A 25,864-nucleotide genomic window follows, 5' to 3' on the forward strand; every position below is an offset into this window, starting at 1 on the left:
ATTTCCTATAAATTTATTTCTGCTCCACTCTTTTTACCCAAGCAAAAAGCTCGTCTAGGTCGTAGTCGCCACCATGTCCTTGTCCCCAGACCGCTTCGAAATCAACCTCTTTGCCAGCATTTTTAAGCGAGAGTGCGAGCATAGCAGGCACCACAAGCGCTAAGTCGGTATCATTTGTGCCCTGCCTTATGCGGTAAAATTTCGCTGCATTTTTGTTTTTAGTGTAGTTCATCGCGTTCATCATCTTTATGACGCTAGCCTGCGCCATCTCGCCCTTGCTTCGCTCTTTTGCAAATTTAGTAAAGTGCTTTGCGGGCGTTTTGCTATCACCGAAGAGATCATTTTCGGGATTTTCTAGTCCAAATCCGTCAAAGGCAACCACCGCTTTGGCACGCTTTAGCGAGGCGATGAAGTCTTCAAGCTTAAATGTATATCCAAGCGAGCAGCCCTGCGTGTCAAGAGTTATAAATTTAGGCGTGAGCATGTTTTTGTCGCTACTTTTTGTAGCGGTAAATGCCTTTGAGATGAGGGCGTTTATATACTCTTTGAAGCTGCCCTCGCCCTTTTCATCAAGGCTTAATGCGTGGCCTTTGGCGTCTTTTAAATTTAGCGAGTTTAGATAGGCTGGGAATTTACTCTTTAGCTCGCGTGAGAGCTCTTTTTGCGTGGCATTTAGCTCGCCTGTGATAGTCTTTGGCTTTTTGCTTCTATCGTTAAAAGTGCTCGCATCAAGACTTGAAAAGTCTATTCTTTCAAATTTATCCAAATCCCCAAACATCCACTCATACGCCTCGTCCTCATGCTCTAAATTTGTCATAGGGCAGTAGGCTGAGACGGCATAAATTTGATCGTCCGCCTTTGCAGCGCCTAGCTCTTTAAGATATGGCTCATACTCTTTTGCATTTGCGCTTGTGCCAAGAAGTGCTGACATCGCGCCGCCTGCGCTCGTACCGTTTGAGATGATCTTATTTGCGTCGCCTGGCATAAATTTGTCGTTAAATTTAAGATATCTAACAGCCGCTTTTAGATCGACTATCGCTGCTGGGGCTTTGCCGATAAATTTCTCGCCATTTTTTAGCGTCCTGCCTCTAGCGCCAACGCTTGCCACGACATAGCCTCTAAGAAGCACTTCAAGAGTGGCATTTGGCTTTTCGTTTTTGATTTCTGGCTTTGGTGGCATTGCGCTCATATAGCCGCCGATCGCGTTTGGCATGAAAATAGCGCTCTTTTGATCGCTAAATTTCTCCTCTGGCACGTAAAAATTTAAGACCTCATAGTCGCTAACTGGCTTTGCCACATAGACTATGCCTTCATATGCTCTAAATTTAAGCGTCCTCTCGCCAACTTGCACGCTTTTTAGCTCAAACTTGCTCTCGTCAAATTTAAGTTCATTTCCAAAGCAAGCACCTACTAAACAAACCCCTAAAATAGCAACTCTAACGCCTTTCATGATCTGCCTTTTCATTTTGTCCTACTTTTTTGCTTTACTAGCCTTGGCGTAGGCTACCAGGGCTTTAGCGCCTAGTTATCTTTTGGCTCGTATTTGACCGCATAGTCAAATTTTGGCTTACTTAGGCTAAACTCAAAGCTATCTCTATCGACCGAGCCAACGCAGTAATGGCTATCATAAAGGCGAAGCAAAAACTCCGCCATCTGCTCGCTCGTGTGGTACTTTTTAAACGCCTTGTCGTAGTCGTAGTTCTCTTTGCTAGTTGCCACCATGCCAAATTCTGTTTTTGTGGCAGCTGGAGCTAATACTTTTGCTTGCATCTTTGCCTGCTTGTCCTGTGCTAGCTCGTGGTAAAGTCCCTCACTAAAGGCACTTACGAAAAATTTGCTAGCGCAGTATGTGACGGCGTTTGGTACGATCTTGTAGCCGCCTATCGAGGATATGTTGATAAGCTGTGTCTCTTTGTCTTTATACTTTTTCGTAAATAGCGTTGAGAGCGTGACAAGTGAGATGATGTTTAAATTTATCATCTGCGTGATTTTTTCTAAATTTTGCTCGCCGACCTTATTATAGTCGCCAAAGCCAGCGTTGTTTATAAGCGCTTTTAGCTCATATTTTTCTAATTTTTGCCAAAGAGAAAGAGCATTTTCTTGTTTTGAAAGGTCGCAAAGCTCTATCACCACATCGACATTTGCAAATTTAGCTATCTCGCTTTTTAGCTCCTTTAAAAGCTCGCCACGCCTTGCAATAAGGATCAAATTTTTCCCACGCCTCGCAAATGCCTTTGCCACGGCCGCTCCTATGCCTGAACTTGCTCCAGTTATGGCGATGTATCTTTTCACTTCGCATACTCCACCGGGCTATAAATTTTCACACCTTCGCCGTGGTCATCTTGCGCTACTTGCACGATCACTTTAGCGATATCAGCTGCTCTCATCGGACGATACTCGTCAAAAAAGCCTTTTGGGATAAATTTAAACGCCTTTATCGCTAGATACTCGCCAAGCCTAAAGTCCTTTCTCTCAGCCTCAATAAGCGGCAGCCTAACGACGTGAAATGAGCTATATCCAAGCTCTTTTATCTTTGCTTCTGCTTGGCCTTTTGCCTTTAGGTAAAACGAGCCTGACTTTCTACTAGCACCTGCAGCCGAGAGCAAAACAAAGCGTTTTGCGCCGCACTCCAAGCCAAATTTCGCGAAATTTAGCGGATAGGTCACATCGACTTTATAAAACTGCTCTTTGTGCTTTGCCGCTTTCATCGTCGTGCCAAGCGCGCAAAATACGTCATCAGCGATAAATGGCACCTCATCTTTAAAATCATCAAAATTTACTATCTTTACTTCAAGCTTTTCATGAGTAAAATTTAGTTCGTGCCTAGCAAGGGCGATAACCTTACTGTAATGCTCGCTCTGGCATAAATTTTTTAAAATCTCACTTCCCAAAGCACCGCTAGCTCCAGCTATAAGAGCGATCTTTTTCATATCTTTCCTTTATAAAATTTAGATAAATTCTATCTCGCTAAGGCAAAAATTTCACTTATAGCTTCTTTTGTATAAATTTGCTCCAAGCCCCTGCCCTTGGCGTAGTCATAAACTAGCGTCATGATCTCGTCTAAATTTGTCTCATCAACGCCGATTTCAATAAGGCTTGTTGGCGTGCCGATCTTGCTAAACCACTCTTTTAATTTCTCTATGCCTGCGTCTGCGTCATCCACGCCAAAAATTTCTTTGCCAAAGCGCTTAAATGCCTTTAAATTTCTACTCTTATACCACTTCATCCAAGCTGGCATCACGACACTTAGCCCAGCCCCATGCGCGCAATCAACCACCGCACCTATGGCGTGCTCGATCATGTGATTTGGATATGAGTAGCCAGCTGTGCCAACGTAAGTTAAGCCATTTAACGCTATCGTAGCAGCCCAGGCAAACTCGCCTCTAGCGTCATAGTTTTCTGGCTCTTTTAGTAAAATTTCAGTCGTTTTCATAACGGTTTTTATGTTTGCTTCGATGTATAAATTTATGATCTCAGGCTGAACGCTCGCCGTAAAGTAGCCCTCGATGCTGTGAGCGATGATGTCAGAGGCTGAATAGACCAAATACTCCTTGCTCACGCTTGCTTGAAGCACTGGGTTTATCACTGAAACTTTTGGGTAAAGACATGCTCCGTGCATAGCAAATTTCTGTTTTGTGGCTTCGTTTGTGACGACTGAGCCGCCGTTCATCTCTGAGCCAGTTGCTGCAAGCGTTATGATGTCAAAGATCATAAGCGCTTCGCTTGGATCTTTGCCGGTAAAAAAGTCCCAAACATCGCCGTTATATTTTACTCCTGCAGCCACTGCCTTTGCCGTGTCAAGCACCGAGCCACCGCCTATTGCTAGCACGCTATCGACACCTTGCTTTTTAGCTAAATTTATAGCCTCATTTACCTTGCTTAGCACTGGGTTTGACTTCACGCCACCTATCTTGCAAAACTCGATACCATTTGCACTTAGGCTCTTTGCTGCCACATCAAAAAGGCCATTTTTTATGACCCTATCGCTGCCATAGATGATAAGCGTCTTTTTAACGCCAAATTCTTTCATGTATCTGCCGATATTTTGCTCTTTGTCTTTGCCAAATTCTATTTTTGTAGGGTTTAAAAAGCTAAAATTTTGCATAGTTTCTCCTTATTAGTTTTAATGATTATAGTTTTGCAAAGCAAAAATTTTTGTTAAAAATAATGAGTAGAAATTTAAAAATTTCTTAGTTTGATAGGAAGTTTTGAGATGATTTTTTTCGGATCAAAGCTACTTTTAGCATCAACTAAATTTCCAAAATTTTCACCTGTGCTAAGGAATTTTTGCAAATAATAATTGCCTCTATATCCAAGGTCATAAAGAATTTCAGACATCAAAGAAATATCTGTTTCATCTAAAAAATCTGCATGCACGGTTGTTCTTACTTCAAAATCGAAATTTATCTCAAGTAGATATTTTAGTGTGCTAATAAATTTTTCATATAAATTTGAGCCACTTATGCCCGTAAATTTCTCTTTTGGCGCTTTAAAATCAAGTGCGATATAGTCAATCAGTCCCTCGCCTATCGCCTCTTTTAAAATCTCAATATGAGAGCCATTTGTATCGACCTTTAGGCAAAAATTTCTTGACTTAACCTCTCTTGCGAGTTTTAAAAACAAAGGATTTGCCGTGCATTCGCCACCACTAAAAACGATGCCATTTAGCTTGCCTATGCGGCGGTCTAAGAAGTTACAAACCTCATCCATTTCTATATTGCCATTTGAATTTACAACTTCTATATTGTAGCAATACACGCATCGCATATTACAGCCTGCAAACCAAACTACCGCAGCCACTTTATCTGGATAATCAAGCGTAGTAAACGGCGTTATACTAAAGACTTTATGCAATTTTACGGACCTTTTGAGATTTAAAAGGCACAGAAGATTGTGCCTTTTTTATTTGAGTTTTTTATATTTTATTGGCTGCGGTAATTATCTTTTGCAGCAACTTGCGTATTCATCAAATTTAATACGCTCTTTGTGCTCACCTTTTTTACCAAGGTTAAAGCTCTCAACTGGGCGATGATAACCCATAACACGAGTATAGACTACGCATTTTGTGCGTTTATCTTGTACTTTTTCTAAAATTTCTTTTTCTGTCATTTCCTCTCCTTATTTGGAATTGTTTTTCTCTTTTTCTATTAATTCTGCATCGCAAAGCGGACAAAATTCATGCTCTCCAGCAATGTAGCCATGTTTTGAACAAACGCTAAACACAGGCGTTATCGTGATATATGGAAGCTTATAATTTGAGATTATGCTCTTTACAAGCTCCTTGCAAGCTTGAGGTGAGCTGATCCTTTCTTTCATATAAAGGTGAAATACTGTGCCACCAGTGTATGAAGTCTGAAGATCATCTTGCAAATCGAGTGCCTCGTAAGCATCATCTGTAAAATTTGCTGGAAGCTGGGTTGAGTTTGTATAGTAAATATTCTCTCCCCCACCTGCTTGGATGATGTCTGGATAGCGCTTTTTATCCTCTTTAGCAAAGCGGTATGTTGTGCCCTCAGCTGGAGTCGCCTCAAGGTTGTATAAATTCCCAGTTTCTTCTTGAAATGTCCTTATCTTGTCGCGCAAAAACTCGACCATCTCAATAGCAAAATCGCGTCCAAATTTTGTTGAGATATTCTCTTTATCATTTGTGAAATTTCTAAGAAGCTCGTTCATGCCATTTATGCCAATCGTGCTAAAGTGGTTATTAAAGTGCTTTAGATATCTAGCCGTATAAGGATAAAGCCCTCTGTCATACATCTCTTGTATAAATTTACGCTTTTTTTCAAGTGTCGATTTAGCAAGCTCCAAAAGATAGCTAAGCCTGTTATAAAGTGCGACTTTATCGCCTTTGAAGTTGTAGCCTAGGCGAGCTAAATTTATAGTGACAACGCCGATAGAGCCTGTCATCTCAGCACTACCAAAAAGACCACCACCTCGTTTTAAAAGCTCTCTTAGATCAAGTTGCAAACGGCAGCACATAGAGCGAACATGTCCTGGTTTGTAGGCTTTTTCGTTTTCTATCTTGTTGCCATTTTCATCGTAAGTGTATTGTGAGCCGATGAAGTTTTGAAAGTAGCTTGAGCCCATTTTGGCAGTATTTTCAAAGAGTACATCCGCCACTTCGCTATCCCAGTCAAAATCCTCTGTAATATTTACCGTTGGTATCGGAAATGTGAAAGGCTGCGAGCATTTGTCGCCAGCTGTTAAAACCTCGTAAAATGCCTTATCTATGCGTGCCATTTCAGGCTCGAAGTCCTTGTAGGTCATATCGATCAAATTTTTCCTGCCACGCTCGTTGGCTTTTTTCAAAATTTTTTCATCTTTTACATTTGTAAAGAGATGTATATCATCACTTGTTGGGATCTGATCTCTTAGGTCGCTTGGGCATGTGATATCTATTGTTACGTTTGTAAATGGACTTTGTCCCCAGCGCGCAGGAACGTTTAGGTTAAATATAAAGCTAGTGATCGCCTTTTTGATCTCAGCGTCGCTTAGATCATCTTTGAAAACATAAGGTGCAAGGTAGGTATCAAAGCTAGAAAACGCCTGAGCACCCGCCCACTCGCTTTGCAAAATTCCTAAGAAATTTGCCATTTGATAAAGTGCTTCTCTAAAGTGCTTTGGTGCCTTGCTCTCGACCCTGCCACGAACGCCGTTAAAGCCCTCGTTTAACAAAGCTCGCAAGCTCCAGCCAGCACAATACCCTGTAAGGCAGTCAAGGTCGTGGATGTGGTAGTCACCATTTCTGTGAGCAAGTCCCTCTTCTTTGCTATAAACAGCGTCTAGCCAGTAGTTTGCTATGACTTTACCGGCGGTGTTGTTGATGAGTCCTGCATTTGAGTAGCTTGTATTTGAGTTTGCAGAAATTCTCCAGTCGGTGCCGTTTATATACTCATTTATCGTTTGAGTTGAATTTATGTAAGTTGTATCGTCATTTAGGCCTAAAATTTGCTCACGTTGAAGCTTATGCGTGTGGCGGTAGAGCATGAAGCTCTTTAAAACTTCAAAATGTCCGCCGTCAAATAGCTCTTTTTCTATCGCATCTTGGATGTCTTCGACTGTTATCGCACTTGATTTTTGAAAGATATCTTGGACTACATTTGTAAAAACTTGCTCGTCATAAGCTTTATTTTCGCTGGCAAATGCCTTTTTTATAGCATCTACTATCTTGTATGCTACAAATTCTTGCCTTGTGCCGTCTCGTTTTAAAATTTCACGCATCGCTCGCTCTTTCCGATTGTTTTTTAATATGGAGTTTTAAAGTATAGGACAAGAAAGCTTAAACAATAGACAACTATTTTATTTTGTTTAATAATATTTATCAAAAAATATAAAATTTTATAGAGTTTTCTTAAGTATTTATCTACGTATTTTAAGTATTAAAAACTAAAATTTGGTTATTTTACTTAAATGATTATTCTAATTTTAGTTTTTAAGATAGTCTGTTTAAAATTTTACAAACCGATCAAGCTTATTTAGGAATAGTCTTAAAAAATTTAAAAACTTCATAAAATAACCATAAACGATAACAGCCTACTACTTTTAAAAATAAATCGTTATCGAAATTGTGAATGAGGCAAACTACGACGCAGTATTTGATGCGATAAAATCAAGCGGAGGCTTGCGGCTGCGGGTGCATGTAAGCCGAAAAATTTAAAGACCGCGAGAGCGGTCTTTTTACTAAAATTATAAAAAGATGCAGGGTTAGTAACTTATTATCTTACTTTTCACTATCCAGTTTATTTTCGATCTTTTTAATAAAGTCAAAATATTCTTTTTTTATATTTTCTTTTTTAGCATTAATTGCTAGTGCATTTTTTATCTCTTGCCTTTTTTCTTTATCTTGACTTACGGCTTTATCTATATTGTCAATGCTAGATTTCTTTTTATCGTATTCATAGTTTTCATTGTACTGTTTGATTTTAACTGACAAATAATCTACTTTATAAAAATCTTCAAGTGTTTTTATTTTATTGGATTTATCGCAAACTTCATCATACTCAAGCCAATTTTCTTTTAAATCAGGAAAATCTTTTTCAAAATCTTTTCTTTTGTTCTTTGAAGTTTCATCACTGTCTGATACTATAAGGAATTTTTTGCCGGTTAGCATCATCATTGTGGTTATTGTATTAACTTCTTTTATACCTCCCATATAAACTAGACCACAATCTTTAAAATCTTTGTCTTTATAAGCAATTTTAAACACTTTATAATCCGTATATCCTTCAAAAATAATATTTTTTGACTGTATGCTTTCAAATATATTACTTCCAATTGCTCTTTTTAAAAGTTCGTCTTCTTGAAACGGCGACTTGTCTTGCGTGACTATTTCTGAAATATCATCCTTTCTTTCTATAACTAGATGTCTCTCTATGCACTCGTTATCTATCATAAAAGGAGAATGTGTAGAATATATTACAATAGAATTCTCTGAAATTTTTAGTAATTCTTCTTTTAAAAATCTCGCACTAGTTGGATATAAAAAAGTATCTGGTTCGTCAAATAAAATTAATCTGTTATCGGCTTCTTGCATTCTAGACTCAATCGAAAGTATAAGCAATATCGCTATAAACCTTTTAAAGCCATCACTCCTATCCTCATTAGAATAAAACTCTTTTTCTTTTATTCGTATATCAAACTCTTCACCATCTTTCGTTATAACAAACTCTATATTTTTTAAGTCAGGCCATATTTTTCTAAATTCTTTTGTAGCTTTATTAGATATATTATCTAAAAAGCCATGTAGTCCTTTATCTTTTTTGGCTGCATTTTCAATATCTTGTTGAATATCTTTTATATTGCTTAAATAAAAAATATTTTTTAAAGGCATACATATGTCTGGGTTATTTTTAAAGTTTTCTATATTTACGTTAGATGGTAATAAATGACTATCGCTATACTCCCAAAATACAACTCGCCTATAAATATCCTCTATGTGTATTTTATTTTTTATTATTTCAAACACAATTCTCTCTATGTAATCATATGTCAAAGGCTCAAGCAAAGAACTATTACTTTCACCTTCTAATTTTGTAATTTGTCGATTATCTGTACTATAGTAGAATAAGTTAGATACTTTATATTTATCATTTAGTTCTTCATGTTCCCAATAGGTTAAGCGCGGTTTCGTATTGTCTTTTATATCTAATCTTAATACGATTTCATCAAAAGCATCTTGAATAAAATCTTTAATATTTGAGTTATTTTGGAATATGTTAGTATCTTCTATATTATATTCTTCAAATAACTCTGTTTCTAACACATTAAAATCATTCTCTTCCAACTTAAATATCGCACGAATGTAATATTTATCATCTGAGGCTGTTTTTCTTTGGTCTTTTATACTAACCTTATATCCATTAAATACCGCAGATATAGCCTTTAATATATTACTTTTTCCAGCCTCGTTTTTGCCTACTAAGATTAGACATTTTTTTCCGTTTTTTTCTTTGATATTTATCTTTATATCTTCTATAGAACGAAAATTTTTTATTTCAAATCTATCTAGTTTCATATATTAATCCTTTTGCTTTTTACTGACAACCTTCACATTCTATCGAGCGGTCAGCTACGTCGTTTAGTTTTTCACTATCAGGCGACTCTGAGCGTAAATAGTAAGTTGATTTTAGTCCAAGCTCCCATGCAAGTGTGTAAATTTCACTTAGATATCCGCCGCTTGCTTTGTCTAAGCTCATAAAGATATTTAAGCTTTGACCTTGGTCGATCCATTTTTGGCGGATAGCGCCTGCTTTTATAAGAATTCTTTGATCAAGCTCGTAAGCTGGCGTGTAAAACTGCCAAGTATCAGGGCTTAAATTTGGCACGACATTTGGGATCATACCGCTTAGGTTGTGCTCAAACCACTTGCGTTTATAGACTGGCTCGATGGTCTGAGTAGTGCCAACAAGGATCGAGATCGAGCTAGTTGGAGCGATCGCCATTAGGTAGCCGTTTCTCATGCCGTCACGCTTAACCTTTTCTCTTAGCTTATCCCAGTCGCAGACATTTTCGTCAAATAGCCCGCCTTTGTCGTTTAAAAGAGCTTTTGCATTCTCATTTGCGGTGTCTATCGGCATGATGCCTTTGCTCCATTTTGAGCCTTCAAATTTTGGATAGACGCCCTTTTCTACGGCTAAATTTGAGCTAGCGTAGATCGCGTTGTAGCTTATGTTTTCCATTATGCTATCAATGAGCGCCAAATGCTCATAGCTGCCCCATTTTACGTTTTTCTCAGCTAGCATTTGCGCCTCGCCCATGACACCAAGGCCGATCGAGCGAGAAGCTAGGTTTGTGTGTTTTACCTTTTTGTGCGGGTAGAAATTTAGGTCTATAACGTTATCAAGCATCCTAATGGCTATCGGCACGACACGCTCGATGTCCTCTTTGCTGTTTATCTTGCTTAAATTTATACTTGCAAGGTTGCAAACTGCCGTTTTGCCCTCGATGCTCTCTTTTTCTACGATGAAAATTTGCTTGCCTTTTAGGCTATCAAGCGCGCTTAGCTTTTTGGCTTTTTTAGTTATGCCACTATCGACCGTGATGTCTTCTTCTTCGTCAAATAGCTCCTCGCCGCCGTCTTCATAAGTGATCTTGATCTTATAGTAGTTTGGCGCTGTGTTTTGGAAAATTTCGGTGCATAAATTTGAGCTTCTGATGATGCCTTCGTGGTCGTTTGGATTTGCTTTGTTGGCATTGTCTTTGAAGCATAAAAATGGCATGCCCGTTTCAAAATAGCTAGTTAAAATTTTCTTCCAAAGCTCTTTTGCAAGGATGGTGTTTTTCTGGATATTTTCGTCGTTTTCATACTCTAAATATCTCTTCTCAAACTCCTCGCCGTAAAGGTCGCAAAGGTCGCTTACCTGAGCTGGGTCAAAGAGGCTCCAGCGGCCATTTTCTTTGACACGCTTCATAAATAGGTCGTTTATCCAAAGCGCAGGGAAAAGCTCGTGTGCACGGCGTCTCTCTTCGCCTGAGTTTTTACGAAGATCGAGAAAATCGCTCACGTCCATATGCCAAGGCTCGATGTAAACGGCTATCGCGCCCTTTCTAGTGCCTAGCTGATCGACCGCCACTGCGATGTCGTTTGTTACTTTTAAAAATGGGATAATACCGCCAGCTGCGTTTTTGTGTCCGTCGATACTGCCACCCATCGCACGCACCTTGCTCCAATCCCAGCCAATACCGCCGCCAAATTTTGAAAGTAGAGCCATCTCTTTGTAGCTATCAAAAATTCCTTCAATATTATCAGGCGTGCTACCTACGTAACAGCTGCTTAGCTGGTGGCGTGTAGTCCTTGCGTTTGAGAGCGTTGGCGTGGCTAGCATCACTTCAAATTTAGAGATAAGATCGTAAAATTTCTTAGCCCAGCCTTGGCTATCTAGCTCGTTTTGCGCAAGAAACATCGCAATAGCCATAAACATGTGCTGTGGTAGCTCGATTGGCATGCCATTCTTATCTTTGATGAGATAGCGGTCATAAAGTGTCTTGATACCAAGATATGCAAACTGAAGGTCGCGCTCGGGCTTAATATAGGCGTTTAGATCCTCTAGGTCGTACTTCTCTTTTAGTCCAGGGATGATGCGGCCGACCTTTTCACCCTTTGCGAGATAGTCTTTTAGGTGGTTATAGCCGTTAAAGCCAGTCACTTTGTGATAAAGGTCGAACAAAAATAGCCTCGCAGCGACAAATGTCCAGTTTGGGCGGTCGATGTCGATCTTATCAACTGCTGTTTTTATAAGAGTCTGCTGAATTTCCTCAGTCGTGATCATGTCCCTAAACTGGATTTTCGCATCTACCTCAAGCTCGCTAAGGCTTACATTGCTCAGTCCAAGAACTGCTTCATTTGTATATTTTTTGATCTTACTTATATCAAGCTCTTCTGTTCTGCCATTACGTTTTATAACTTTCAAAAATATCTCTCCATGTTAAATTTTAATTTGGGATTTTATCCAAAAGGAGATAAAAACTCTCTTTGTTAAAAAGTGCTTTTAAATATAAAATTTAACTCAAGAAATAATATTTTATTTTTAAAAAATTAAAAAATTTGATCTTATTTTAAAATGATTGTAAAAATTTTTGAAGCGATGTCTTGAAGCAAGAAGCATAAATTTGCTTCTTGCATTTAAATTTACTTGCCAAAAACTCTGGCAAAAATTCTATCTACATTTTTAGTGTAGTAGTTGTAGTCAAAGCACTCTTTGATCTCATCTTTGCTAAGGCTTTTAGTTAGGTCCTCGTCGTTTAGCAAATTTTGTAAAAATAGGCTGTGGCCTTGCTCATCGATCGCTTTTTTGCCCTCTTGCAAGTCTGCCCAGACCTTCATAGCATTGCGCTGAACGATCTTGTAGGCGTCCTCTCTAGAAATTCCACGCTGAGGCAGTTGTAAAAGCACGCGCTGTGAAAAGACTAAGCCGCCTGTTAAATTTAAATTTTTCATCATATTTTCTGGATAGACGACTAAATTTGCTATCAAATTTTTGATGCGAACCAGCATAAAATCAGCCGTGATAAACATATCTGGAAGGATAAATCTCTCAACCGAGCTGTGGCTGATGTCGCGCTCGTGCCAAAGGGCGACGTTTTCAAGTGCTGGCGTAACGTATGAGCGTAGCACTCTGCAAAGGCCGGTAATGTTTTCGCTAAGGACTGGATTACGTTTGTGTGGCATCGCGCTTGAGCCCTTTTGTCCTGGGCTAAAGTACTCCTCTGCCTCATAAACCTCCGTCCTTTGGTAGTGTCTAATGGCAACTGCGATCTTCTCACAAGTAGAGGCTAAAACTGCGATGGCGCTTACCACATGGGCATAGCGGTCGCGCTGGATCACTTGGTTTGATGCTGGGGCAGCTTTAAGACCTAGCTCCTCGCATGTTAGCTCTTCAAATTCCATCGGAGCGTGGGCTAAATTTCCCATAGCACCTGAGAGCTTACCGTAGCTGATTGTATCTTTTGCATCTTTGATGAGCTTTAGCGCCCTTGCAATCTCGTCGTACCAGATAGCAAGCACAAGGCCAAAAGTTATCGGCTCGCCGTGGATGCCGTGACTTCTACCGACCATAAGCGTGTGCTTGTGCTCGATCGCTCTGTTTTTGACCGCCTGCATAAATTCCTCTACGTCGCTGATGATGAGCTCTAGGCTCTCTTTCATCTGAAGTGCGACGGCTGTGTCAATGCAGTCGCTTGAGGTCATGCCATAATGCACGAATCTACTCTCATCGCCAAGGCTCTCGCTGACGCTTGTTAAAAATGCGATCACGTCGTGTTTTGTTGTCTTTTCTATCTCGTCGATGCGAGCCACTTCAAAATTAGCGTTTTTGCAAATTTTCTCGCAGTCGCTGTCGCTTATGAAGCCAAGCTTATTCCAAGCTTTAACAGCAGCTTTTTCTACCTTGAGCCAAGCGTCATACTTTGCTTGTATACTCCACTTTTCAGCCATCTCTTTACGCGAGTATCTTTCGACCATTGTTGAACCTTTTTGTATTAGTTTTTCTTATCATAAAAGTAAATTTTAGCCTTGAAAGCTAAAAATCACATAGTATAATTTTATAAAATTTAAGTTTGGATTATATAAAATCCGTGCTGAAATGTCGGTTATATGCTTATAAATTTGTGCTTAAGATAGCTTACTCATTTTTAAAAGGATTACCTTTGCCCTACGTAAATAAATTTATTGCCACTACAAACAAACAAAAAGCGTATGAAATTTTAATAAAAACTGGCTTTAGCATGAGAGAAGCGCAACGCCTCATAGATAAAGGTAGGCTGATATGTGGCGGTAGTGTCGTGAGTGAGAAAAATGCCATTTTGTGTGGCGATATTTTTTTGATCGACTATGAGGCGGAGCCAAAGGGACTTAAGCCGATCTTTGAGTGTGAGAGCTTTGCGGTATTTGACAAGCCAAGTGGAGTGCTGAGTCACCCAAATGGCAGACACTGTGAGTACTCGCTAAATGATGAAATTTATACGCTTTTTGGACGAGATGCGAGCGTGGCACATAGGCTGGACTTTGAAACAAGCGGCGTAATAGTTGTTGGAAAAGATAGAAATTCTACGATTAAACTAAAGAAAATTTTTGAAAATAGAGAGGTTTTTAAAAGCTACGTTGCGATGGTACAAGGTAAGATCGAGCGAGAATTTACGATCGATGCCAAAATGAATCTAGCAAATAACTACGACGATGTGAAAATGCGGATGCAAATTTGTGAAAATGGCAAGAGTGCTGTGACTAAAATTTTGCCGATCAGATATTTTGACGATATCGATACGACTTTACTTCGGGCTATTCCTCTCACTGGCAGGCAGCATCAAATTCGCTTACATTTGTTTCATGTGAAACACAAGATACTTGGTGAACCACTTTATGGTTTGTCACGCCTGCAGATAGAGAAAATTTTAGATAAAGAGATGAGCGAGCGTGAACGGATAAATTTAACTGGAGCAAAAAGGCTCTTGCTTCACTCGGATGAAATTTCTTTTAAATTTGATAAAATTTTTTATAACATAAAAAGTAAATTTGACTCTGAAAGCGAGTTTTATAGATTTGCAAAAGAAGGTTTACTTTAGTCTAAAATTTTTTAATAAATTTCTATTTCTCATAAACCTTTACCTGCTTTTGTCAAAGTTTATCACTTTTAGATACCACAATGATAATTTTGTAGTTTATGTAATTAATGCTCCACTTTATTTCTTTATGAGAACTAGATTTTTTCTTAATATTAAGGATTAGAATTTATGCCTATCTTTTTCATCTTTTAAAACTTTTAAAATAAGCCCTAATCCAAGTAAAACCGCAACAGCAATAAAGACTATTTCGGCTATATCAAGTGCACTCATTCTAATTCACACTGGCTTTACTATTATCTTCAAGCGACTGTGTTTTTGAATTTTTATCACTAGCAATAGCTTTAAATTTTGCATTTTCATTGCGTTGTTTTAACTGTCCACAAGCTGCACTTATATCAAGTCCTTTACTCTGTCTGATCGTACAAGTAACACCGTGGTCTCTTAGATATTCTTGAAATTTTAGCATGTTAGTAAGCTCAGGTCGTCCAAATTCACTGCCCTCATGTGGGTTAAAATATATAAGATTTACCTTCGCTTTTATGCCATGAAGTAATTTTACTAACTTTTTAGCATCGCTCACGCTATCGTTTAAATCCTTGATAACAAGGTATTCAAACATTACACGCTTTCGCATATCGATAGGAAATCCCCTAACAGCATCCATAACAGCCTCGATGTTATATGCCTTATTTATCGGCATTAGGCGGCTTCTAAGCTCATTAGTAACAGCATGAAGCGATATGGCCAATAACACACCAAGATCCATCTCACCAAGCTTTTTTATCTGGCTACCAAGGCCACTAGTTGAAACGGTTTGACGACGTGGCGATATGGCTAGACCCTCGTTAAGAGCTAAAATTTTGATAGCTTTACTAACATTAGTAAGATTATCAAGTGGCTCACCCATACCCATATAAACGACATTTATACGCCTCTCGTATGGTATGTTATTCTCTCTTTTTATCCATAAAATTTGCCCTACGATCTCGCCTGCAGTCAAATTTCTGACAAGCCCGCCTTTTGCTGTTAGACAAAAAGCACATCCCATTTTACAGCCAACCTGTGAACTAACACAAACCGTATAACGAGCATGGCGACTGACCTTTCCATTCTCATCACTAATCTCCTCTTTCATCGGCAGCAAAACACTCTCTATCTTTAGCCCATCTTTTAGCTCAAGAAGATACTTGATAGAGCCGTCGCTACTTTGCTCAAATTTTACACATTTTAAAGGATCGATATAAAATTTTTCAGCCAGATCTTGACGCATATCTTTAGGCAAATTTAGCATTTGGCTAAAATCGGTTGCATTTTTCTTATATATCCACTCGTAGATTTGTGTTGCTCTAAATGGTGGAGAAACTAACTCTTTTAGCTCATCAATACTAAAATCAAGCAAATTTATCACATATTTTCCTTTATATATTTTGTTAGAATTTTCTTGGCCTCTGCGTGATTTTTTACAAAATCAGCATGTGCATCTTTATTACAAAAATTTGTCGCTACGAAAATTCCATAAGCTGGAATTTTAAAAATTTGAGCTACTTTTAGAACAGAAAAAAACTCCATATTTTCTAAAAAATAGCCTTTTTCAAATATCTTATGAGCCAAATTTTTGTCTGTCGTTATGAAATTTGACGAATTTATTTTGATAGTTCCACGTGAAACGATAGAAGAAATTTCACACTCAATTGGTGAATAAGATCTATTTTCTACGCTAGAAATTTCAATATTTGCCCCAACCGAGCTTTCATAAATTTGTAAAATTTCACCATCTTTATAAAGACCTGCCGAGCCAACGAAAACTATTTTTTCTGGCATCTGATACAAATTTCGTTCAGGATTTTTTGACAAATTTTGGCTTAGATTTTGTAGCTCTGGATTTGATGAGTTTGCAAATTTAGCTTCAATCTTTGCAAGATAGTGCGGATCGATATTTTTTAAATTTATACCCTTTTCATCCGCTCCAATACATGCTCGTTTCTGCAAAAATTTTGTCAAACTTATTGCCATATCAACTAGCCCCACACCCATTGGCAAAGCAAAGTCAAAAATTTCGTTTTTTCCAGCAGAGACAATCAACATCAGAGCCTAACCTCAACGCCATTTGCCTTGAGATACTCTTTTAGTTTTTTTATCTCGATTTCGCCAAAGTGAAATATCGAAGCAGCTAAACACGCATCAGCCCCGGCTTCAAAAGCCTCTTTAAAGTGCTCCATCTTACCAGCTCCGCCGCTTGCAATAGTCGGTATAGAAAGCGTACTAAATATCTTTGTTAGCTCAAGATTAAAGCCTAGTTTGACACCATCGTTATCCATAGAGGTTAGCAATATCTCACCTGCTCCACGCGACTCGACCTCTTTTGCCCAAGAAAAGGCATCTTTTTTGGTATCGATCCTACCACCATTTATAAAAACACTATAACCATTTTCGATCTTCTTGGCATCGATCGCTACTACAACACATTGCGAGCCAAATTTCTTAGCTGCTTCGTCAATCAAATTTGGATCTTGTATGGCTGATGAATTTAAGCTTACTTTATCACAGCCAGCATTTAAAAGGCGTGATATATCATCTAACGTGCGTATACCGCCACCAACTGTTAGTGGAATAAAAAGCTTACTTGCGACCTTTTTTACGACATCAACTATCGTATCACGCCCAAGATGAGAGGCAGTGATATCCAAAAAGCAAAGCTCATCAGCGCCCTCGTCATTGTATCTTTTAGCTATCTCGACAGGATCTCCAGCATCGACAAGCCCTACGAAATTTACGCCTTTTACGACTCTGCCATCTTTTACATCAAGGCATGGGATTATACGTTTTGCAAAATGATTCAAATCTGTCCTTTATCTATTTTTCTAGCCGCTACCTCAAAATATGGCAAATTAGACCAATTTTCTCGGTTGCCAACTATATAAACAACCTCTTTTGCTCTTGTTAGTGCTACATTTAGTAAATTTGGCGTACTAGCAGCCCATGCTCTAGCGCCTTTTGTGGCACCGCCAAGAACAAAGATAACAACATCAGCTTCTTTGCCTTGCATGGTGTGAATGGTACCAGCCCCTTTTAAATTTTTACAAACATCTTTAAAAGGTGTTATTATTTTAACACTATCTTTTAGCTTGGCTAACTTACCATCTAAAAGCTCTTTAACGATCATACCTTCGGCTTTATTATAATTACCTATCCATTCATCACTACTAACGTCAATCCATTCTGTTTTGATGTTAGAATCACTAAGTTTACTTTCACTACCTCTACCAAGTATCATCATATCATCATATGTTGTCTCGTTTGAAATTTTAAACATAGGGTTAGCGCACCTTCTATGAACGATAAGTGGCGAACCAACCCAAATGGACTTACCCTCTCCTTTTATACATGTACCAATATTTTGTACTTTATCGGCTCGAAGTTGAACTGATGATTTTAGTAGATTAAACTCATCCTTTGCATCACAGTAGCGTAAAATAGCGTTATTTAAAGCTGGTGGCAATGTTACAACAGGCTCAAGTTGAAGTGGATCGCCAACTACAACAGCCATGTTTGAACGAAGCAGTGCACCTAATGCGTTAGTTAAATTTGCCTGCCCTGCTTCATCTATTAAAAGCAAACCTATATCGCCATTTAGTAGCTCTTTAAAGCTATTATTAAAAGATGCAAAAGTAGAACTAACAACTGGCGTTAGTAGAAACAATCCTTTTATTATCTCACGCCTATCTTTGGCCTCAAGCCCATTTTTCTCAGCCATTTTTTCATCATTAAATACAACGCTAAGAGCTCGTAAATTTGTTCTAACAGCTTCTTTGCAAGCAAAGATAGTAGCCTTATGCAGATTAAGTGCCTCTTTAAAAAGCTTGATTCTTGCGTTAAAAAGCTTTGTCTTATGAAATTTATCATCAAGATCACACTCCATCATAAATGGCATACTCTTTTGCATTTCTTCATTACTCTGATTAAAACTACCATTTAAAAAGCTATCAAGCTCTTCACTTCTACCAATTAATTTTTGACGTCTAATAAAGTCATCATTAAGCTTATTGAGATGATCTATCTTGGTGTTAAGTTCCAAAATTTTCTCTTCAAGCTGAGATATTTGAACTTTTAGTTCGTTTATTTTTGCTTCACTCTTCTCTTTATTTTCACTATTTTGCTTACTTGCTTTCAAATTTTGCTCAGCTATTTGGCGATTTATCTCACTAACTTTTTGCGCTTCATTGTTATATTTTTCAAAAGCTTGCGTCCTTAAAATTTGCTGGAAAATAAAAAAAGATGGCTTTATAGGCGTACTCAGATACTCTTGTAAAATTTCATTTTGACCAATAAGCTTTGTTAGCTCGTTAGCTTCAGCCACCTTTTGTTCTAGCTCATTTTTGCTCAAATCTAGCTCATCTATTAGTGGCTTTAAAAGCTCTTCTATTTGCTTTGCTGAATTATAGTTATCAAGTCTTTTATCGATATTTATAAGCTCACTATTTATACTTTTTAGCTCCTCTTCTTTGATCCTGATCTCACTAAAAAGTAGATTTACTTCATGTAGGGCTTGATTAAATTTCTCCTTTGCCTCGTCATAATCATCAATTCCTTCGCCAGTAGCCAAATACTTGCCAAGTCCCATTAAAAAGCCATCTTGTTCTATAAATTCTTTAAATTCTTTTGAAATATCTTCAAATTGACTATGCGTTTTTTCGATCTTTACACCATTAATCGCGTTAAAAACAAAATTTGACTTATTTTGCTTTGAGCCAAGAGGTATGCAAAAAAGCCCCCATGCAGGTTTTGAGATAAAAGATTTTTCGTCAAAATTTGTCTTTTCATCAGCCGAGAAAAGCCTTGTAGCTATAAATTTAAAATAATCAATCTCACCTGCATAACTACCGATGCTTTTTAGTTGGCTAAGCTCTTTACTTAAAATTTCAACCGCACCGTTATTACAAGAGCTAACAACCATCTCATAGCCCTGAAGTTCTTTATTTAGAGTAAAATAAAGCACCTTATCGCTACTATCTCGAACTGGAGTAAAGATATCATGTCTGCTCATTTGTGCGAGCTTCATCGCTCTAAGCGTAACAATTTCAGCCATTACGTCTTTTAAAAGCGTTGTTTTGCCAGTGCCTGGAGCGCCATTTACACTATAAATCCCACCACTTTTTTCTTTAAATTTTTTAATGATGTTATTAACAGCAATTTGCTGCGAGAAATTTAAAGCAAAGTCGCTAGCAAAGGCCGATCTTGGATACTCTTCTGCTTTAAAAAAATCTCTAACAAGCCTTTTATTTTGCTCATCTCTTACATCAAGTCTTTCGAATTTATTCTCACTGTCCTCGTCCAAAAACTGATCCGTTAGCTCGTGCGTCCTACCTGACTCGTAAAATTTTATAAGCAAATTTATATCATCTATAAAAAAGCTATTTAAAAGGCTATCATTTTCTTTAAAATTTGGATTTATGATCTTTACTTCAAGCCTTAAGAAATCATTACAAAATGGTGTTTTAAGTGCACTTTTTAGCTCATCGTTTATAAGCTTTATATATTTGCCAAATTCCATTTTTTCTTTATAGATAGATAGCTTGTCTTTTATGCGCTCACACTCTTTACTAAAATCACTTTGGCTTATCTCTTTTAGATGATTTAGACGAGCCATTGCCCAAGGAGCTGTTGAGATGAAAAGATCATCAGATGAGTTTGGTGTAAAAAATGGAGTTAAATCATCATCTAAATTTACATCTTTTAAAGCAAAACTTTGCTCATTTTTGCAAAATACTAGGTCGCCAGAGAGTTTAAGCTTATAACAAAATGCCTTTTCAAAGCTCGTTTGCTCAGATCGTAGCTCATCTAAAATTTGCTCTTTTTCAAATTTCACCTTTGCCAGCTTTGAGATATAAATGGCAAGCAAGTCAGTCTCAAAAATACCACCATAAATTGAAATTTCTATACCATTTTTTAAAAGTGATCTGTCAAATGCTCTTAAAATTTGCATAAATTTCTCATCGAAATTTGCGATCTCAAGGTCCATTGATTTTTTAAATTTGCTATTTGTCTTTTTTGGCTCGTCTAAGGTTTTTGGCTCTAAATATTGTGATAATAAAAAGTATTTTAAGGTATTTGCCCTACTCAAATTTGCGCCTTATTTTGTTGTTATTTAGTGATTATAATCCATTTTATATATGATTAAACTAAACTTGTAATCATTGTATAAGTAATTTTTGGCTAATATTGCGGCTATGATAAAGGCAAAAAAGCACTTTGGACAGAATTTTTTACAAGACAAAGCGACACTAGATAAGATCATCCAAGCGATACCCAAGGACGTAGAAAACGTCGTTGAGATTGGGCCTGGCTTAGGTGATTTGACATTTAGACTTTTGCAAATTTATAAGACGACCTCTTTTGAGATAGATTGTGAGCTGTTTCAAATTTTAAAGGTCAAATTTGCAAATGAGATCCAAAATGGACAATTAAAACTTTTTTGTAAAGATGCTTTAGAGCAGTGGCAAGAAGAGGGCGGACTAAGTAGCCAGAACTACTTTTTAGTCGCAAATTTGCCCTATTACGTTGCTACGAAGATGATACTAAATGCGATAGATGACGAAAAATGCCTTGGGCTTATTGTGATGATACAAAAAGAGGTTGCTCTTAAATTTAGTGCAAAGAGCAAGTATAAAGAATTTAGCGCTTTATCGATCCTCGCTTCACTTCAAGGCAGGTGTGAGCTTTTGTTTGACGTGGATGCAAAGCTTTTTAATCCACCTCCAAAGGTCACATCCTCAGTCATCAAACTACAAAAAACAAAAAAGATTTTTGGCAAAGACGGGATTTTCAAAGATGCAAAACAATACGAGGCTTTTAAAGCATTTTTAAGAGCTGCGTTTGCTTCGCCAAGAAAGACGCTTTTGAAAAATTTATCCACAAATTTTGACAAAAAAGCGTTAGAAGAAATTTTTGAAGACCTAGACTTAGCTCAAAATTTACGTCCACACGAGCTAGATGTCGATTCTTATCTAAAAGTATTTGAAAGATTAAAGGAAGATAATGAACGACAAAAACGAAGAGAAAGTTGTAACTAACCAAAGTAAAAACAACAAAAGACGAAGATTTAGACCAAAAAACAAGCCAAAACAAGAGGGCGAAACTACCGAGCAAACATCACTAGCAAGCAAAAGCGTGATAGATAACTTCTTTGCAGCAGAGCAAGCTGAAGCGCATGCCGAGCCAAAGAGTCAAAATCCTCGCCCAAAAAAGCAAAGAAATAACAAAAATCAAAACAAAACTGGCGAAAACAATAAGCCAAAAGAGCAAAAACAAGAACCACAAGAAACAAAAACCAAAACACAAGAACAAAAAGAAAAGCCTAAAAAAGCTAAAAAGCCAAAGAAAAATTTACCTGCAAAACTAAATGGTAATGAGCAATGGCAGCAAGATATCGCAAGTGCAATGGTGGCAAACAAAGCCGTTCACGAGCTTCGTCTGGAACCAATGAAGTATCTAAACTCAAGCGAACATAAAATTCGCATAACTCCACTTGGCGGTCTTGGTGAGATCGGTGGCAATATGACCGTCTTTGAAACTGAAACTAGTGCTATCATCGTTGATATCGGCATGAGCTTTCCTAGCGAGAGTATGCACGGCGTGGATATACTCATCCCTGACTTTGACTATGTTAGAAAAATAAAAGATAAGATAAAAGGCGTCATCATCACTCATGCGCACGAGGATCACATCGGCGCAGTACCATATTTTTACAAAGAGTTTAAATTTCCGATTTATGCCACACCTTTACCACTTGGCATGATAAATAACAAATTTGAAGAGCACGGGCTAAAGCAGGAGCGTTCGCTTTTCCGCTCGGTCGAAAAGCGCAAGCCATATCTAATAGGCGACTTTGAGGTTGAGTGGATACATATAACTCACTCTATAATCGATGCTTCAGCACTTGCTATCACGACAAAGGCGGGCACTATCATCCATACAGGCGACTTTAAGATCGACCATACGCCGATCGACGGCTATCCAACTGACCTTGGCAGACTTGCATACTACGGCGAAAGAGGCGTATTATGTCTAATGAGCGATAGCACGAACAGCTACCGTGAAGGATTTACAAAAAGCGAAAGCAGCGTGGGCAAGACCTTTGACGCGATATTCTCAAAGGCCAAAGGACGCGTCATTATGAGCACATTTAGCTCAAACATCCACCGCGTTTATCAGGCGATCGAGTGGGGGCTAAAATACAACCGCAAAGTCTGTGTCATTGGTAGATCAATGGAGAGAAATTTATATACTGCAATGGAGCTTGGCTACATCAAACTTGATAAGAAAATTTTTATCGACGCTAACGAGGTTGGCAAATTTAAAGATAACGAAGTGCTGATCGTTACCACTGGCTCTCAGGGTGAGACTATGAGCGCACTCTACCGAATGGCTACCGATGAGCACAAATACATCAAAATAAAGCCAACCGATCAGATAATAATCAGCTCAAAGGCGATCCCTGGTAATGAAAGCAGCATCTCAACTGTATTAAATTTCCTAATAAAATCAGGCGCAAGTGTCGCTTATCAAGACTTTAGCGAGATCCACGTCAGCGGTCACGCGGCACAAGAAGAGCAAAAGCTGATGCTACGTCTTATAAAACCAAAATTTTTCTTGCCAGTGCATGGCGAATACAATCACATCGCAAAGCATAAAGAGACGGCCATTAGCTGTGGTGTGGATGAGAAAAATATCTATCTAATGAGTGATGGCGATCAAATGGAGATCTGCCAAAAATACTTAAAACGTGTAAAAACGGTAAAAACCGGCAAAGTCTTCATAGACAATCAAATAAATAAACAAATCTCAGACGATGTCGTCATCGATAGACAAAACCTTGCTGAAGCAGGTGTCGTCATGATAATTGCTCAAATTTCACGTCATGGTGCAAAGCTTATAAATAAACCTCGCGTCATTAGCTACGGACTTGTAGGTAACAAGCAAGATGCTGAGTTTAGCAAAGAGATGCAAGAAATTTTGACACAGTTTTTAAGCAACATCAAAGAGGAGCTTTTAAAAGATGGCAGACTGCTCGAGTCACAAGTACGTCAAGTGATCAGAAAGCATATCTTTAGAAAGGTCAAAAAGTACCCAACTATCGTGCCAATTATCTATCTAATGTAAGGGAAATTTATGCAGACAATCAACCAAATCGCAGCCGAAGTTTTAAAGATAGAAGCAAACGAGCTTTTAAGACATGCTAAAAACTTAAAGATAGAAGATGCTGTAAATTTGATATATAACGCAAAAGGCAAGGTCATAGTAACAGGCGTAGGCAAGAGCGGTCACATAGGCGCAAAGATCGCTGCCACGCTTGCAAGTACTGGTACGCCAAGCTTTTTCTTGCATCCAACAGAGGCTATGCACGGCGACCTTGGCATGATAGAAAAGGATGATGTTTTGTTAGCCATTAGCTTTAGTGGCGAGAGCGATGAGCTTATCAAAATTTTGCCTCACGTAAAGCGCTTTGGCGTAAAGATCGTCGCAATGGCAAGGAGCAAAACAAGCTCACTTGGTAAATTTAGCGATGCATTTATTGGCATTGACGTAGAGAAAGAGGCGTGCCCACTAAATGCCGCTCCAACAGCATCAACCACGCTAACGTTAGCTCTTGGCGATGCGTTGGCTGTTTGTTTGATGCAAAAGCGAGGCTTTAAAAAAGAGGACTTTGCAAATTTTCATCCAGGTGGTAGCCTTGGCAAGAGGCTATTTTTAAAGGTCAAAGATGTGATGAGAAGCGAAAATTTACCGATAGTTCGCTGGAATGCGAGCCTAAAAAAAGCAATCGATACTATGACACACGGTAAACTTGGCACGGTCCTAATCGTCGATAAAGATGGTGTGTTAGATGCTATTTTAAGCGACGGCGATCTTAGACGTGCACTTATGCGAGAAGACTTTGATCTAGACGAGCCAGCAATGAAATTTGCAACCTTGCATCCAAAAGAGATAAACGATAAGGAAATGTTAGCTGTAGATGCGTTAGCCCTCATAGAAAAATATAAAATTCAGCTTCTAGCCGTCGTAGAAAACGGCGTGCCTGTGGGTGTTTTACACATCCATGACCTTGCAAATTTAGGACTATAAAATGGAAAAAACAAGACTAAATAAATTTATCTCACATAACACAAACTACTCACGCCGTGAGGCAGATGAGCTGATAAAAGCTGGTAAGGTTAGTATAGCAGGACGTGTGGTTAGCGACCTTGCCACAAGCGTAGATGAAGATGACAAAGTACGTATAAATGGTCGTTTGATAAAGCTAAAAAAGGAATTTACTGTTATCGTCTATCATAAACAAAAGGGTGAACTAGTTAGCAAAAAAGACGACCGCGGACGAAAGACGATCTACGACACATTAGATAAGAAATTTGCAAAATTTGTTAGCGTAGGGCGCTTAGACTATGCAAGTGAGGGACTGCTTTTACTAACTGACGCTCCAGCGATCGCCACAGCGCTCATGAATAGCGACTTAGAGCGCGAATACTATCTAAAAGTAAAAGGCGAGGTAACAAAAGAGGTTATTGAGGCCATGACAAATGGCTTTTTTGCCAAGGACGCCACCAAAGGCGCTCATGCAAAAACCACTATAAAATCAATGGAATTTAAGCCATTTCTAGCCTATAAAGTCTTTGGCTCAAGTGGCGGCTATACAAAACTAAAGGTCATCATCAACGAGGGGCAAAACAGGGAGCTTCGCCGCTTCTTTGGATACTTTGACCTTGAAGTGATGGATCTAAAAAGGGTTAGTTTTGGGCGTGTTAGCCTTGATATGCTAAAGCCTGGCAAATGGCGCTACTTTGAAAATAGCGAATACGAAGACCTAAGGGACTTTTTAAAGGTTAATAACGTTAGATACTAACTTAGGCTTGCTTTCTCTAAAAAGCAGGTAAGTCAAACAAAAATAACTACAAATTTATTTAAAAATTTACAAAAATGGAGAAAAATGAAAAAGGCTATTCTTTTATCCTTTATTTTACTAGCTACCAGTCTTTGTAAGGATCTTTATTGAGCTTAGACTTGAAGCACAATAAAGGTGACTTATGATAAAGCAACTAAGCAATAGCAAAATGTTTATGATAGTGGGAATATTGATTGTTGTTTTGATTTAGGAGCTTTTTACCTAAAAGACAAAGGCACAAAACAAAACTACCACATAGCAAAAAAATATTTTTATAAGGCTTGCGAATTAGGGCTTCAACCAGGGTGTGACATTTATAAAAAGCTAAACGAAAAAGGCCTTTAATACTAAAAATTTAGAGCTTCATAA

18 protein-coding genes and 1 pseudogene are annotated in these 25,864 nt (G+C 38.3%); 6 read left to right on the forward strand and 13 right to left on the reverse strand.

Annotated features, from left to right (window positions below; all coding sequences use genetic code 11):
• Positions 1-13 precede the first annotated feature (13 nt).
• From G6W45_RS04935 to purB, 9 genes and pseudogenes are all read right to left on the reverse strand, one after another.
• Positions 14-1,450: a subtype B tannase gene (locus tag G6W45_RS04935; RefSeq protein ID WP_194167719.1), complete on the reverse strand. Its 1,437-nt coding sequence runs from the start codon at positions 1,448-1,450 to the stop codon at positions 14-16.
• A gap of 71 nt (positions 1,451-1,521) precedes the next feature.
• Positions 1,522-2,292 (reverse strand): SDR family NAD(P)-dependent oxidoreductase, encoded by a 771-nt coding sequence (locus tag G6W45_RS04940; RefSeq protein ID WP_194167720.1) that lies wholly within the window; start codon positions 2,290-2,292, stop codon positions 1,522-1,524.
• On the reverse strand, positions 2,289-2,930 hold the full coding sequence (locus G6W45_RS04945) for an NAD(P)H-binding protein (RefSeq protein WP_194167721.1): 642 nt from the start codon (positions 2,928-2,930) through the stop codon (positions 2,289-2,291). The genes G6W45_RS04940 and G6W45_RS04945 overlap by 4 nt, the downstream gene beginning before the upstream one ends.
• 29 nt (positions 2,931-2,959) lie before the next feature.
• The gene (locus G6W45_RS04950; RefSeq protein WP_194167722.1) at positions 2,960-4,105 is read right to left on the reverse strand and encodes an iron-containing alcohol dehydrogenase; all 1,146 of its coding nucleotides are present in this window, start codon (positions 4,103-4,105) and stop codon (positions 2,960-2,962) included.
• Positions 4,106-4,179: 74 nt separating this feature from the next.
• On the reverse strand, positions 4,180-4,854 hold the full coding sequence (locus tag G6W45_RS04955; RefSeq protein ID WP_194167723.1) for an anaerobic ribonucleoside-triphosphate reductase activating protein: 675 nt from the start codon (positions 4,852-4,854) through the stop codon (positions 4,180-4,182).
• 84 nt (positions 4,855-4,938) lie between these two features.
• Positions 4,939-7,221, reverse strand: a pseudogene (locus G6W45_RS04965) (ribonucleoside triphosphate reductase).
• Between the two features lie 499 nt (positions 7,222-7,720).
• Positions 7,721-9,514, reverse strand: coding sequence for an ATP-dependent nuclease (locus G6W45_RS04970; RefSeq protein ID WP_194167725.1), 1,794 nt, complete (start codon positions 9,512-9,514; stop codon positions 7,721-7,723).
• A 19-nt stretch (positions 9,515-9,533) separates the two neighbouring features.
• Positions 9,534-11,909 carry a ribonucleoside-diphosphate reductase subunit alpha gene (locus tag G6W45_RS04975; protein WP_194167726.1) on the reverse strand — a complete coding sequence of 792 codons (2,376 nt, stop codon included), beginning with the start codon at positions 11,907-11,909 and terminating at the stop codon, positions 9,534-9,536.
• A 218-nt stretch (positions 11,910-12,127) separates the two neighbouring features.
• The gene (purB, locus tag G6W45_RS04980) at positions 12,128-13,459 is read right to left on the reverse strand and encodes an adenylosuccinate lyase (protein WP_021091911.1); all 1,332 of its coding nucleotides are present in this window, start codon (positions 13,457-13,459) and stop codon (positions 12,128-12,130) included.
• A gap of 185 nt (positions 13,460-13,644) precedes the next feature.
• Here purB and G6W45_RS04985 point away from each other — a divergent pair, with 185 nt between their 5' ends.
• Positions 13,645-14,559 (forward strand): pseudouridine synthase family protein, encoded by a 915-nt coding sequence (locus G6W45_RS04985; protein WP_194167727.1) that lies wholly within the window; start codon positions 13,645-13,647, stop codon positions 14,557-14,559.
• Between the two features lie 271 nt (positions 14,560-14,830).
• Here G6W45_RS04985 and rlmN read toward each other — a convergent pair whose 3' ends face one another.
• The 4 genes from rlmN to G6W45_RS05005 are packed head-to-tail and all read right to left on the reverse strand — an operon-like array spanning position 14,831 to position 20,680.
• Positions 14,831-15,967 carry a dual-specificity RNA methyltransferase RlmN gene (gene rlmN / locus G6W45_RS04990; RefSeq protein ID WP_194167728.1) on the reverse strand — a complete coding sequence of 379 codons (1,137 nt, stop codon included), beginning with the start codon at positions 15,965-15,967 and terminating at the stop codon, positions 14,831-14,833.
• Positions 15,964-16,644, reverse strand: a complete 681-nt coding sequence (locus G6W45_RS04995; protein ID WP_194167729.1) for a purine-nucleoside phosphorylase — start codon at positions 16,642-16,644, stop codon at positions 15,964-15,966. Before G6W45_RS04995 ends, rlmN begins: the two co-directional genes overlap by 4 nt.
• Complete coding sequence (hisF, locus tag G6W45_RS05000) at positions 16,644-17,399, reverse strand: imidazole glycerol phosphate synthase subunit HisF (RefSeq protein WP_084041963.1); 756 nt, start codon at positions 17,397-17,399, stop codon at positions 16,644-16,646. The genes G6W45_RS04995 and hisF overlap by 1 nt, the downstream gene beginning before the upstream one ends.
• Positions 17,396-20,680 (reverse strand): DEAD/DEAH box helicase, encoded by a 3,285-nt coding sequence (locus tag G6W45_RS05005; RefSeq protein ID WP_194167730.1) that lies wholly within the window; start codon positions 20,678-20,680, stop codon positions 17,396-17,398. Before G6W45_RS05005 ends, hisF begins: the two co-directional genes overlap by 4 nt.
• Positions 20,681-20,786: 106 nt before the next feature.
• Between G6W45_RS05005 and rsmA the strand changes: the two genes are divergently transcribed.
• The 5 genes from rsmA (at position 20,787) to G6W45_RS09990 (ending at position 25,840) form a co-directional block, all read left to right on the forward strand.
• Positions 20,787-21,629 (forward strand): 16S rRNA (adenine(1518)-N(6)/adenine(1519)-N(6))-dimethyltransferase RsmA, encoded by an 843-nt coding sequence (gene rsmA, locus G6W45_RS05010; RefSeq protein WP_194167799.1) that lies wholly within the window; start codon positions 20,787-20,789, stop codon positions 21,627-21,629.
• Positions 21,595-23,718, forward strand: coding sequence for a ribonuclease J (locus G6W45_RS05015; protein ID WP_194167731.1), 2,124 nt, complete (start codon positions 21,595-21,597; stop codon positions 23,716-23,718). Before rsmA ends, G6W45_RS05015 begins: the two co-directional genes overlap by 35 nt.
• Positions 23,719-23,727: 9 nt before the next feature.
• On the forward strand, positions 23,728-24,681 hold the full coding sequence (locus G6W45_RS05020) for a KpsF/GutQ family sugar-phosphate isomerase (protein ID WP_194167732.1): 954 nt from the start codon (positions 23,728-23,730) through the stop codon (positions 24,679-24,681).
• A 1-nt stretch (position 24,682) separates the two neighbouring features.
• Complete coding sequence (locus G6W45_RS05025) at positions 24,683-25,456, forward strand: pseudouridine synthase (RefSeq protein ID WP_009295179.1); 774 nt, start codon at positions 24,683-24,685, stop codon at positions 25,454-25,456.
• Between the two features lie 228 nt (positions 25,457-25,684).
• Complete coding sequence (locus G6W45_RS09990) at positions 25,685-25,840, forward strand: SEL1-like repeat protein (RefSeq protein WP_346265363.1); 156 nt, start codon at positions 25,685-25,687, stop codon at positions 25,838-25,840.
• Positions 25,841-25,864 lie beyond the last annotated feature (24 nt).

Source organism: Campylobacter concisus, assembly GCF_015229955.1.
GTDB classification, from domain to species: Bacteria; Campylobacterota; Campylobacteria; order Campylobacterales; family Campylobacteraceae; genus Campylobacter_A; species Campylobacter_A concisus_AT.

Coding starts and splice junctions, on each gene's coding strand:
- G6W45_RS05015 (WP_194167731.1), top strand. CDS start 21,595: ATGAACGACAAAAACGAAGAGAAAGTTGTAACTAACCAAAGTAAAAAC.
- G6W45_RS04950 (WP_194167722.1), bottom strand. CDS start 4,105: ATGCAAAATTTTAGCTTTTTAAACCCTACAAAAATAGAATTTGGCAAA.
- G6W45_RS04945 (WP_194167721.1), bottom strand. CDS start 2,930: ATGAAAAAGATCGCTCTTATAGCTGGAGCTAGCGGTGCTTTGGGAAGT.
- rsmA (WP_194167799.1), top strand. CDS start 20,787: ATGATAAAGGCAAAAAAGCACTTTGGACAGAATTTTTTACAAGACAAA.
- G6W45_RS04995 (WP_194167729.1), bottom strand. CDS start 16,644: ATGTTGATTGTCTCTGCTGGAAAAAACGAAATTTTTGACTTTGCTTTG.
- G6W45_RS04935 (WP_194167719.1), bottom strand. CDS start 1,450: ATGAAAGGCGTTAGAGTTGCTATTTTAGGGGTTTGTTTAGTAGGTGCT.
- G6W45_RS05020 (WP_194167732.1), top strand. CDS start 23,728: ATGCAGACAATCAACCAAATCGCAGCCGAAGTTTTAAAGATAGAAGCA.
- purB (WP_021091911.1), bottom strand. CDS start 13,459: ATGGTCGAAAGATACTCGCGTAAAGAGATGGCTGAAAAGTGGAGTATA.
- G6W45_RS04970 (WP_194167725.1), bottom strand. CDS start 9,514: ATGAAACTAGATAGATTTGAAATAAAAAATTTTCGTTCTATAGAAGAT.
- G6W45_RS05025 (WP_009295179.1), top strand. CDS start 24,683: ATGGAAAAAACAAGACTAAATAAATTTATCTCACATAACACAAACTAC.